9 protein-coding genes and 1 other RNA gene are annotated in these 12,201 nt (G+C 60.1%); 9 read left to right on the top strand and 1 reads right to left on the bottom strand.

From position 1 onward, the window contains the following. Positions 1-52 precede the first annotated feature (52 nt). Together smpB and ssrA are read left to right on the top strand one after the other, a co-directional pair. Positions 53-523, top strand: coding sequence for an SsrA-binding protein SmpB (smpB, locus tag BJY26_RS17790; RefSeq protein WP_179429508.1), 471 nt, complete (start codon positions 53-55; stop codon positions 521-523). Between the two features lie 129 nt (positions 524-652). Beyond that, positions 653-1,020: a transfer-messenger RNA gene (gene ssrA, locus BJY26_RS17785) on the top strand. An 80-nt stretch (positions 1,021-1,100) separates the two neighbouring features. Here ssrA and BJY26_RS17780 read toward each other — a convergent pair. Further along, complete coding sequence (locus BJY26_RS17780; protein ID WP_179429507.1) at positions 1,101-1,568, bottom strand: hypothetical protein; 468 nt, start codon at positions 1,566-1,568, stop codon at positions 1,101-1,103. 270 nt (positions 1,569-1,838) lie between these two features. On the opposite strand from BJY26_RS17780, the gene BJY26_RS17775 reads away from it, so the two are divergent. The 7 genes from BJY26_RS17775 to nrdF all read left to right on the top strand — a co-directional run bounded on the left by BJY26_RS17775 (position 1,839) and on the right by nrdF (position 12,046). Then, positions 1,839-5,675: a choice-of-anchor G family protein gene (locus BJY26_RS17775; RefSeq protein ID WP_342354691.1), complete on the top strand. Its 3,837-nt coding sequence runs from the start codon at positions 1,839-1,841 to the stop codon at positions 5,673-5,675. A 113-nt stretch (positions 5,676-5,788) separates the two neighbouring features. Then, positions 5,789-6,562, top strand: a complete 774-nt coding sequence (locus BJY26_RS17770) for a DUF5819 family protein (protein ID WP_179429505.1) — start codon at positions 5,789-5,791, stop codon at positions 6,560-6,562. Further along, the gene (locus tag BJY26_RS17765) at positions 6,559-7,656 is read left to right on the top strand and encodes an HTTM domain-containing protein (protein ID WP_179429504.1); all 1,098 of its coding nucleotides are present in this window, start codon (positions 6,559-6,561) and stop codon (positions 7,654-7,656) included. Before BJY26_RS17770 ends, BJY26_RS17765 begins: the two co-directional genes overlap by 4 nt. Positions 7,657-8,184: 528 nt before the next feature. Continuing rightward, a complete protein-coding gene (gene nrdH / locus BJY26_RS17760; RefSeq protein WP_179429503.1) occupies positions 8,185-8,436 on the top strand; it encodes a glutaredoxin-like protein NrdH in 252 nt (83 codons plus the stop codon). Between the two features lie 9 nt (positions 8,437-8,445). Then, a complete protein-coding gene (gene nrdI, locus BJY26_RS17755; protein WP_179429502.1) occupies positions 8,446-8,865 on the top strand; it encodes a class Ib ribonucleoside-diphosphate reductase assembly flavoprotein NrdI in 420 nt (139 codons plus the stop codon). Then, positions 8,835-10,994: a class 1b ribonucleoside-diphosphate reductase subunit alpha gene (gene nrdE / locus BJY26_RS17750; RefSeq protein ID WP_269151146.1), complete on the top strand. Its 2,160-nt coding sequence runs from the start codon at positions 8,835-8,837 to the stop codon at positions 10,992-10,994. Before nrdI ends, nrdE begins: the two co-directional genes overlap by 31 nt. 77 nt (positions 10,995-11,071) lie before the next feature. Next, entirely contained in the window at positions 11,072-12,046 is a 975-nt protein-coding gene (nrdF, locus tag BJY26_RS17745; protein ID WP_179429501.1) for a class 1b ribonucleoside-diphosphate reductase subunit beta, read from the top strand. The last annotated feature ends 155 nt before the right edge of the window (positions 12,047-12,201 follow it).

The following is a 12,201-nucleotide window of genomic DNA, read 5'->3' as shown; positions in this document are numbered from 1 at the left end:
CTCGATGACCGGTGCGGATCCGACGACATCCTGAATGCAGGGGAGGGAAGCCATGCCCAAAGAACAGGGCCGCAAGGTGGTCGCCACCAATCGGCGAGCGCGGCACGACTTCCTGATTGAAGACACGTTCGAAGCCGGCATGGTGCTGACAGGTACCGAAGTGAAATCGCTGCGCATGGGCAGGGCATCGCTCGTCGACGGATACGCGCTGGTGTTTCAAGGTGAAGTGTGGCTCGAGGGTGTGCATATTCCCGAGTACACGCAAGGCACCTGGAATAATCACACGTCGCGACGACGGCGCAAGCTGCTGCTGCACGCGCACGAGATCGATAAGATCGCCGGAAAACTGCGCGAGTCGGGACGCACGCTGATCCCGCTACAACTGTATTTCCTGGATGGGCGGGCCAAGGTCGAGATCGCGCTGGCCAAGGGCAAGCGCGAATACGACAAGCGGCAAGCGTTGCGGGAAAAGCAGGACGCGCGAGAGGCCCAACGGGCAATGTCACTGCGGGCGCACAGGTAGCGCGACCCGGCGTCTCCCACTGGAACAAATTGGGAACAAATGATTGGCCCGGCGGCGTTGGTCTGGCATAGAGTTGTACTCCGGTGGGCACGCGCTTTCGACGGGCTTGTCGAGTTGGTAAATAAATATGGGGGTGATCGGTTTCGACGCCGGTCATTGCGTCAGGAGAAGCGGGTCGAGAACGCAGAGTTATCTCGTAAACGCCCTCTGCAAAAATATAGGTGCCAAATCTAATCGCACCGATTTCGCCCTCGCTGCCTAAGCGAGCTGCGTAATCCGTTAGTCCGGGGTTGCTTCCGCCTCGGGGTCTAACGTCAGCTAGGAAGCCACTGCTGGTCGGTCATGTTACGGGGCCGGCTGGGACTTTTACGTAACTGAGTCTGTCGGCGACACGTCTGCTAGAGCGCCGGGACTGAGAAAACGCACAGCAGACTGCACCCGGAGAAGTCCTGACAAAGTGCCAGCGGACGGGGGTTCGATTCCCCCCACCTCCACCGAAGAGACGGGGGCCTCACGCAAAGCGTGAGGCCCCCGTTGCGTGTACGTGTATCGAAACGGCACGCACGCGAGTGCGACGTCAGGTGTTGTTCGCCACGCCTTTGAGAACGCCCGCCTGTTGTAAGTCCTGCTGAACGGAGTTGACTGCATCGGCGTAGGCGTTATTCGCTTTCGAGGCGCCGATAGCACCGCCTTTGAGGGCTCCGCCGGCCATATCGCGGCTCACGCGTGCTACGAGTGAACCGTCCGGGTGGTCGAAGAACTCGGTGACCAGGCTGATAGCGAAATCCTTACCGGCCAGGGCCCCGAGCCAGACGGTCTTCTTGGTGCTGCCGCGTTTGGCGAGCAAACCGCCTTTCGGGGTCCCGGTCACCGTGTAGCCGAGCTTTTCGAATGCCTGGCCCAGGGCGAGCCGCGCTTGGTTCGTGTCGCAGGAGAGAAAATAATCGTAGCTTGCTGCCATTGGTTTGCCTTTCTGCTGAGGATGCGTGCAAGAGGGGTACTGCGATTTGAGCGTAATCGAGTTCTGCACGAACCTGTAGCGCACACAGATTTCTGATCATATGCTGAGACGTTCCAAACGTTTCATAATCATGGTCAAATAGCATTAAACGTCATTCAACAGACTTAAAGTGCGCGTACATGTGGGTAAGATAACGATTACTGGACACAAAATTGCCACGGTTTGCGTCACGGGACTATAACAAATCCTGAGTTCCTGAGAGTTTCGTCATAATTCTGGTTAACTGGGTTCGGGCGCAAACAGGGGGTTCGCGCCCGCCACCCCGGTGGCAAGACTCTTTCCCATAGGAGAGCAATGCGCCAAAAGCGTGCTCCGAGAAAGCGTCTTTCCAAGGCAATTGGTCTCACTGGTGCCTTAACGCTTGGCGTTACGGCATATTTGGTCCCGGTTACTGCGGCGAGCGCTTCTCCGAGTGATATGTCAGAAGGGCTCGGCCAAGTAGTTGGTTCCGATGTCCTTGAAACCCAGCTAGCGGATATTGGGACGGCGAGCAGCGGAAATCCGAGTGACCCGGGTGCCAACAGCGCGGCGCTTAACGTCGGCGCGTTGGATTCGCTCAAATTGGACGTCGGTTCGCTGACCTTGCCGCTGATCACGTCGCCGGGCGGCTCCGGTCTGCTTGATCTCGGGGAAGCCGGTACGTTGAACTCGTATTCGGTCTCCGACCAGGCGAATCATTCGAAAGCGGCGTCCGGTGCCGTCACGAATAAGGGCGCAATCGAGGTCAGCAATCCGGATGGGGGCCAGCGCAATGCATCGGTGAATCTCACCGATCTGTTGTCACAGCTGAATGTCGACAACCTGAGCGACAAAATCGTCGATCAGGTCGGCCTCGAACTCGGCGCTCTGGCCTCGACGGCCGAGCAGACCGGCACGGACGCGCCGACATCGTCATACGAAGTCGCCAACGGCAAGCTGAACATCCACAGCAACGCAGTTTCGGGGCTGTCTTCGCAGCTCACGACCACCGTTAACGGTGTCGGAACCAGCCTGGACAAGACAATTGGGTCAGACGGCGACATCCAGAAAGTGCTGAAGAACGTTGCTTTGAACATCGACGTAGGTGTGGGTCAGCTTTCAGCCGGCCCGGCCACCGCGACGGTTAATGTTGGCAAGGCTCTCGATGGAGTCGTCACTAATCTCGTCAACACCCCATTGGTGTCAAACGACGGCCTGCTGACCGTCGACTTGAAGTCGGGGCAGATTTCCGTCGACCTGGCCAAATTGGTGAACGGTACCGATGGGCTTAACGGTCTCGACCCGAACACCCAAGTTTTGTCCTCTGCGACGATCAAGAAAATCACGCAGGGCGTTGCAAGTGCGCTTGGCAGCATTACGGGCAAGTTGCAGACGACTATTGAAGACTCGTTGAATGATGTGAGTCTCAATGTCAACTTGCCGGCTAAAGTCGCTGCTCCGATTGTCGGCACCATTGGAAGCGGCAACATTACGGTCAAGGGCTCGCTTGGCGACTTCGCCGGGACCAGCGGCAACGACCCAAAAATCGATACGGATTTGAGCCTAGCCGGGCTTCATGTTGGCGACCTCATTGACTTGCTCGTCAAGCCGTTGGGCAAGCAGCTACTCACGCCGCTGAAGCCGCTAGTGAAGGGTGTTCTCGATACGGCCGGGGAGAACTTGCCGGCCACCTTGAATGGCGTCATCGATCCAGTTGTTGACTCGCTCAATCCGGTTTTGAGCGGCGTTTTGAGCAACATCGTCCAGCTGACGGTTAACGAACAGCCCGAAACGGGTGATTTGGGTGCGAAATCGTTCACGGTCCGAGCGCTGAGCCTGAGTTTGCTGCCGAACGCCGACGCGGTCAACGTCAACCTTGCCTCATCGACTGTACGAGTCGCTGATGCAACGTACGAGCCAACTCTGACGGCGACACCGGAGACGGTAGACCCGGGCAACCCGGTCGACGTGACTAGCCAAGGCTGGCCGCCGAACACCGACGTCACAGTGACGTACACCGACAGCGACGGAAATGTCATTGCCACAAATGAAGTCACCACGGATGAGAACGGTGACTTCACGGACTCAGCTACCGTTCCGGACGGGACGCCGCCAGGCGACCTGACCGTGACGGGCTCTACGGATGATGGGCTGACGGCAGAAGATACCGTTTCAGTGAGCGACGATGGCGGATCGGCAACGAACCCCGGGACCGAAAGCACTTCGGCCACGGATACTGCCGGTACGGATACCGCCGGTACGGATACCGCCGGTACGGATACGGCGTCCGACACGGATACCGCGACGGATACGGCTGGTACGGCGACGGCGACGGCGTCCGACACGGCCACGGCGTCTGCGACCGATACGGCCACGGATACTGCCGGCACTGCGACCGCGTCTGATACGGACACGGCCACGGATACGGCTGGTACGGATACGGCGTCTGATACGGACACCGCGACCGCGTCCGACACGGACACGGCCACGGCGTCCGATACGGATACCGCGACGGACACGGCTGGTACCGCGACGGCGTCCGACACGGACACCGCGACGGATACCGCCGGCACGGCGACGGCGTCCGACACGGACACCGCGACGGATACCGCCGGCACGGCGACGGCATCTGACACGGATACCGCGACGGACACTGCCGGCACGGCGACGGCGTCTGACACGGATACCGCGACGGATACCGCGGGCACGGCCACGGCGTCTGCGACCGATACGGCCACGGATACTGCCGGCACCGCGACCGCGTCCGACACGGACACGGACACGGCGTCTGATACGGACACGGCCACCGCGTCTGACACGGCCACCGCGTCCGACACGGATACGGCTGGTACGGCGACGGCGTCCGATACGGATACCGCCGCGACGGATACAGCTGGTACGGCGACGGCGTCTGCGACCGATACGGCCACGGATACAGCCGGCACTGCGACCGCGTCCGACACGGATACGGCTGGTACGGCGACGGCGTCCGATACGGACACCGCGACGGATACAGCTGGTACGGCGACGGCGTCTGCGACCGATACGGCCACGGATACAGCCGGCACTGCGACCGCGTCCGACACGGATACTGCCGGTACGGCGACGGCGTCTGCGACCGATACGGCCACGGATACAGCCGGCACCGCGACCGCGTCCGACACGGACACGGCCACCGCGTCCGACACGGATACGGCTGGTACGGCGACGGCGTCCGATACGGATACCGCCGCGACGGATACAGCTGGTACGGCCACGGCGTCTGCGACCGATACGGCCACGGATACGGCTGGTACGGCGACGGCGTCCGATACGGATACCGCGACGGATACAGCTGGTACGGCCACGGCGTCTGACACGGATACCGCCACGGATACAGCTGGTACGGCCACGGCGTCTGCGACCGATACGGCCACGGCTACTGCCGGCACTGCGACCGCGTCCGACACGGACACGGCCACGGCCACGGATACAGCTGGTACCGCGACGGCGTCTGCGACCGATACGGCTACCGATACGGCTGGTACGGCGACGGCGTCCGACACGGACACCGCGACCGCGACTGACGGTTCGGATTCCGCGTCTGCGACCGACACCGAGTCGGAGTCGACAGGCACCGAAGCGTCGAACGTGCTCAAGGCAACCATCAAATACCCCACTATCGTTCGCGGTAGTGACAAAGTTCAGGTGGTTACCGCAAGCGGGTTCGAAAAGGGTGAAACCGTGAACGCTACAGTTCACTCCGAACCCTTCAAGCTGACCCCGCAGACCGCGGACGCGGATGGAAACGTCCAGTTCGCGTTCAAAGTGCTCAAGGGTGCCGATCTGGGTCAGCATTACGTTTCGGTTGTCGGAGCCGATTCCGGTGAAGTTCTTCCGCCGAACCGCGACACCAAGTTCCGGGTGATCGATGGTGGGACTGCCGGCGGCGACTCCGAGGCCGCGACCTCCGCGGGCAGCAATGCCGGAACCACGGCCGGCAGCGACTCGAGCACGGTGAGTGTGTCGACAGCTGCAGCCCAGGCTACGGATCCTGGAACGGCCAGTAGTGGTAGTCCGCTTCCGCGAACGGGTCTTGACCTGTTGCCGGCCGGAATCGGTTTGCTGTTGCTCGTCATCGGCGGAGCCGCACTCGTTGCAGCGCGACGCCGCAAGCACCTGAAGTCCGAGTAATTCAGGTGTAGCTCGCACATGGTGCGAGCAACGCAATGGCGATGGTGCGCCGGTCCACACGGCCGGCGCACCTTCCGCCGTTGTGACACAACGATTTGAAAGTACCTCTTCACATGCCACTCACACATCGCGCAGCCGGCGGTCAACACTCCGGACGACGGCGCTGGTACGTCCGGCTCGTCGCCGCCCTTCTCGCAGCAGCTTTGGCATGGCATATGCTTGCCGGCTTCATCTGGTCGAGCGGCTCCAGCCCGATCCGCAATGTCGTCGGAGCCACCACCTTGAATTCGTACATGCTGCCGATGTTCGGTCAGAGCTGGTCGGTCTTCGCACCGAACCCGATCCGCTCGAATACCTCGTTCGACGTGCGTGCCACGAAACCAGGGACGGATGAGCCGACGCAGTGGTATAGCATTTCCGGCCGTGACGTCGACATGGCCATCAAACATCACTTGTTGCCGTCACGGCTTTACCTGACGAACTTTCAGCTCATGTCCCACTACCGGAGCGCATTCGACAAATTGAACGACGACGGACAGGCTGCAGTCGGGACTAGTTATAAAAACCCGTCGTGGAGCAGCGCCCTGCGCAATCGACTGGCCGGCGGATCGGAGGCGAGCCCCGACGTCGCGACCTTCATATCGAACGCGCGCGCGGTCAACGCGCTTGCCTCGGCAGTTGCCGAAGCACGATGGGGTGAACACATCGACCGTGTCCAAATACGCACGATCAACACGCCAGTGCCTCCATATGACGATCGGCTGGACGACGATTATCACGCCCAGTCGACGTACATCATGACCGGTTGGCGGCCGGTGAGCGACGTCAAAAACGTCGACAGCACAACTATCAACCGCATGTACGGAGCCAAGGCAGGCAATCGATGAAACACACCGACGACGGCAACGACGCTGCTTCTGCGAGCTTCGGCGATTTGATCGACCGCGCGATCGCGTGGTCCTCCGGAACGTACAAGCGCGCCGAAGGATGGCTGCTTGATACGAAGCACGGAGGGTACGGGACGTCGGTCGCGCGCATCGTGTACGGCGTCGTCCTCGTGCTGACCGTGCTGGTCAACTTCCCTTACCGTCAATACATTTGGGGTGACGCATCCGGATGGGCCGCTCCGTTGCGTGTCGACGACTCGTGGGGCCCCGTGTTCGGCTTCTTCTCGCCAACGGAACCGGGGTGGGCTCTGACGATCAAACTGTTGATCTTGGCGGCCGTCGGAATTGCGCTCATCATCGGATGGCATACACGCACGTTCGCAATCGCCGCGCTCTACCTCTACATCAGCCTCGTCGCGGCAGGTCCGACGTCGACCGATCAGGCGGACAACGCGTTTCGGATCATGCTTTTCTATTTCTGCTTCACCGACATGTCGAGGCATTGGTCGTTGGACGCTCGCCGGCATGCCCGGCGTCTCGCGGCCGGGAAATCTGCAAAGGCGTGGAGTCTCCCGCAATGGCTTCCGAACACGTTGAACAACCTGGCGCTCATCGCAATCGCTTACCAACTGTTCATCATTTATGTCACGGCTGGGCTCTCGAAGGTCCAAGGCAATCTGTGGGAGCGGGGCACTGCGATCTATTACCCGCTGCAGGTCGACAAATTCATGCCCTGGCCGTGGGTCAACGACCTTCTCGTGTCGGGCGGCTTCATGGTCGGCGTCGTGACATATTTCTCGGTGTTCATCCAGATCTTCTTTCCGCTGCTGTTACTCGTGCGGTGGACGCGTGTCATCGGGCTTTTGGGAATCCTGGCCATGCACGTCGGAATCGGGCTGTTCATGGGGCTGGGACTGTTTTCCTTGACCATGGTCGCCGCCGACGTCATCTTCATCAGCGACCGCACATATGCCGCAGTCGAGCGCTGGTGCGCGCCGCGCGTCGTCCGGCTTCTTCGGCGATCCCGGACGCCGCGTCCAAGCAACCACCGGGGCGCCGCGACATCGAAAGAGCGCGCGAAAATTTCTGTCTGACCAGCCGGTCAAATTATCGAACATCGAGCGGCTCGGACTTCGGCCGTGAATTTTCTATCCGCCGATTAAAGGCACACTCCGGCGTGTCGGGTCGGGTATTTTTTCGTGTCGTCCACAGGTCGTCCACAGCGGTGACGATTTCTCCGAGATCGTTTGCGCAGGTCGTGGGCTTACAACGATGTTATTCACACCCCCTGTGTATGAATTTCCACTTTCGGGTGGGGAAATCCGTCGGTGTCGATACTTGCAAACGACAGTGATGTAACACATGATCTAGGGGTAGCTGATCAACACGTCACAAGATATAGTAGTTATGTGGTCATAGCTCGCTTGGACATGATCGGCAGGCTTCGGCCACGAACGGATCTGACTTATCGTCGGTCGGCCGCCCCGGACGGGGTACCGGACGACGCCGGGGGACTGTCGGTGGCAGGGGCAAGAATGATGGTTCCAAGCCTTTTGACGGGCAGAAGAAGCGGGGCTTCGGGCGGGAAACGCCGGAGGGTCCGCGGAGAGAAAGAGGAAGCAATGGCGGTCACGGTCTATTCGAAGCCGGCGTGCGTGCAGTGCAATGCCACCTACCGCGCGCTCGACGGCAAGGGCATCTCTTATAAGACGGTCGACATCAGTGAAGACCTGAATGCTCTCGACGTCGTCAAGGCGATGGGCTACATGCAAGCTCCCGTTGTGGTCACCGACAATGATCACTGGTCGGGCTTTCGCCCCGATAAGATCGCGGCTATTGCGGCCGGTTCCGGATCGGCCCGGGGCGTCGCTTAGGTCGATGACATGACTGAGATCGTCTACTTTTCCAGTGTCTCCGGTAATACGCACCGGTTCATCGAGCGTCTGGGTAGGCCCGCTCTGCGGCTGCCGCTCATGACGGGCGACGAGACACTGCACGTGGACGAACCGTTCGTCTTGTTGACGCCCACCTACGGCGGGGGGCATCAACGCGGGGGAGCGGTACCCAAACAGGTCATCAAGTTTCTCAACGTTCCCGAGAACCGCGGGCTGCTGCGGGGCGTGATCGGCGCCGGGAACACGAATTTCGGAGCGCATTACTGCCGGGCCGTCGACATCATCTCGGCGAAATGCTCGGTACCGCCGCTTTATCGGTTTGAACTCATGGGGACTGACGAGGATCTCCGTGCGGTAGACGAAGGATTGGACAAGTTTTGGAAACGACAGTTGCTCAGCGCGATGTAGTGCAGACGAAGCTGGACGAGGGGCTGGATTACCACGCGCTCAACGCGATGCTGAACCTCTACGGCAAGGACGGCAAGATTCAGTTCGAAGCCGACCGTGAGGCGGCGCATCAGTACTTCCTGCAGCACGTCAACCAGAACACCGTGTTCTTCCACGACCTGGACGAGCGGCTGGACTACTTGCTGAAGCACGAGTACTACGAGCGGGAGGTGCTCGACCAGTACTCGATGAACTTCATCCGTGAACTGGTCGACTTCGCCTACTCGAAGAAGTTCCGCTTCCAGACATTCTTGGGCGCCTTCAAGTTCTATACCTCGTACACACTGAAGACGTTCGACGGCAAACGCTATCTCGAGCGTTACGAAGACCGCGTCTGCATGGTTGCGTTGTCGCTGGCCCGGGGCGATGAGACTTTGGCCCGAGAACTCGTTGACGCGATAGTTTCCGGCCGCTTCCAGCCGGCCACGCCGACGTTCCTCAACGCCGGCAAGAAGCAGCGCGGCGAACTCGTCTCCTGCTTCCTGTTGCGTATCGAAGACAATATGGAATCGATCGGCCGTTCGATCAACTCGGCGTTGCAACTGTCCAAGCGCGGCGGCGGCGTGGCCTTCAGCCTGACGAACATCCGCGAAGTCGGCGCTCCGATCAAGCAGATCGAAAACCAGTCGTCCGGCGTCATTCCCGTGATGAAGCTCCTTGAGGATTCGTTCTCGTACGCCAATCAACTCGGCGCGCGCCAGGGTGCCGGCGCCGTTTATCTGCACGCCCATCACCCGGACATTTACAAGTTCCTGGACACCAAACGCGAGAACGCGGACGAGAAGATCCGCATCAAGACTCTCTCGCTCGGCGTCGTGATCCCGGACATCACGTTCGAGTTGGCGAAGAACGACGAGGATATGTACCTGTTCTCGCCGTACGACGTCGAAAAGGTGTACGGCATACCGTTCACCGACGTGTCGGTCACCGAGAAGTACTACGAGATGGTCGATGACGCACGCATCAAGAAGAGCAAGATCAAGGCCCGCGAATTCTTCCAGACGCTCGCCGAGATCCAGTTCGAGTCCGGATACCCGTACATCATGTACGAAGACACTGTGAACCGGGCGAACCCGATCGACGGCAAGATCACCATGAGCAACCTGTGCTCGGAGATCCTGCAGGTGTCGAAGCCGACGACCTATAACGACGATCTGTCGTACGCGGAGGTCGGCAAGGACATCTCGTGCAATCTCGGCTCGCTCAATATCGCCATGACGATGGATTCGCCCGACTTCGGTAAAACGATCGAGACCGCAATCCGCGGTCTGACGGCCGTGTCCGATATGAGTCATATCGGTTCGGTGCCCTCGATCGAGCGGGGCAACGACTCCTCGCATGCGATCGGCCTCGGCCAGATGAACTTGCACGGCTACCTCGCCCGCGAACGCATCCACTACGGAAGCGAAGAGGGCCTGGACTTCACGAATATGTACTTTTATTCGGTCGTGTACCACGCACTTCGGGCGTCGAACAGCATTGCCATCGAACGCGGCGAAACATTCGGCGGATTCGAGAAGTCGAAGTATGCCAGCGGTGAATACTTCGACAAGTACACCGAGCAGGAATGGGCTCCTCGCACCGAGCGCGTGCGCGAGTTGTTCGAGGCGGCCAAGATCGACATTCCGACCCAGCAGGACTGGCTCGACCTGAAGGCGTCGGTGATGGAACACGGCATCTACAACCAGAACCTGCAGGCCGTGCCGCCGACGGGATCGATCTCGTACATCAACAACTCGACCTCGTCGATCCACCCGGTCGCCTCGAAGATCGAAATCCGCAAGGAAGGCAAGATCGGCCGCGTCTATTACCCGGCCCCCTTCTTGACGAACGAGAATCTGGACTACTACCAGGACGCGTACGAGATCGGCTACAAGAAGATCATCGATACGTATGCCGAAGCGACGCAGCACGTGGACCAAGGTCTGTCGCTGACGCTGTTCTTCATGGACACCGCCACGACCAGGGATATCAACAAGGCGCAGATCTACGCATGGCGCAAGGGCATCAAGACGATCTACTACATCCGTCTGCGTCAGCTGGCGCTGGACGGCACCGAGGTCGAAGGCTGCGTCTCCTGCATGCTGTGACTCAGGCCCCGAACAAACAGTGGCGCCGGCTCGTCCGGCGCCACGGAGAACCAGCACAACGAGGAGATTGAAGACAAGTGCCCGAAAAACTCAAGCTCGTCGACCACGTATCGGCGATCAACTGGAATCGCGTCCAGGATGAAAAGGACGCCGAGGTGTGGGATCGGCTCACCGGAAACTTCTGGCTGCCGGAAAAGGTGCCGCTGAGCAACGACGTGCAGTCCTGGGCCACCCTGACCCCGGAAGAACGCCAGCTGACCATGCGCGTGTTCACGGGCCTGACGCTGCTGGACACGATTCAAGGCACCGTCGGGGCGATCAGTCTCATCCCCGATGCGGTCACGCCGCACGAGGAGGCCGTGTACACGAACATCGCGTTCATGGAGAGCGTGCATGCCAAGTCGTACTCGTCGATCTTCACGACGTTGTGCTCCACACGCGAAATCGACGACGCGTTCCGCTGGTCGGTGGAGAATCAAAACCTTCAGCGCAAGGCCGAGATCGTCCTGTCCTACTATCGCGGGGACGAACCGCTCAAGCGCAAGGTCGCCTCGACGTTGCTGGAGTCGTTCCTCTTCTACTCCGGTTTCTACCTGCCCATGTACTGGTCGTCGCACGCCAAGCTGACGAACACCGCCGATCTGATTCGCCTGATCATCCGCGACGAAGCCGTGCACGGATACTACATCGGGTACAAGTTCCAAAAGGGGCTTGAGAAAGAAGATACGGCTACTCGTGACGAGATCAAGAACTACACGTTCGATCTACTGTTCGAGCTGTATGAAAACGAAGTCCAGTACACGCAAGACCTCTACGACGGCGTCGGGTTGACCGAGGACGTCAAGCGGTTCCTGCACTACAACGCCAATAAGGCGCTGATGAACCTGGGCTACGAGGCGATGTTCCCTTCGACCGAAACCGATGTGAACCCGGCGATCCTCTCGGCGTTGTCACCGAACGCCGACGAGAACCACGACTTCTTCTCCGGATCGGGCTCGTCCTACGTGATCGGTAAGGCCGAGAACACCGAAGACGACGACTGGGACTTCTGACCCGGCGCATCGAGACACCCCTCCGGCCCGCAGTGCACAGTGCGGGCCGGAGGGGTGTCTAGCGTTCCGCCGGTGAAAAGGGTGCCGTCACGTACCCCGATCCGCCGCCCAAGATTGTTGAACACGCCGAAGAAAAATCCTCCGCAAATCGTTTT

Origin of the sequence: Spelaeicoccus albus, assembly GCF_013409065.1 — a bacterium.
GTDB classification, from domain to species: Bacteria; Actinomycetota; Actinomycetes; order Actinomycetales; family Brevibacteriaceae; genus Spelaeicoccus; species Spelaeicoccus albus.
This window is presented reverse-complemented; position numbering and strand designations above follow the sequence as displayed.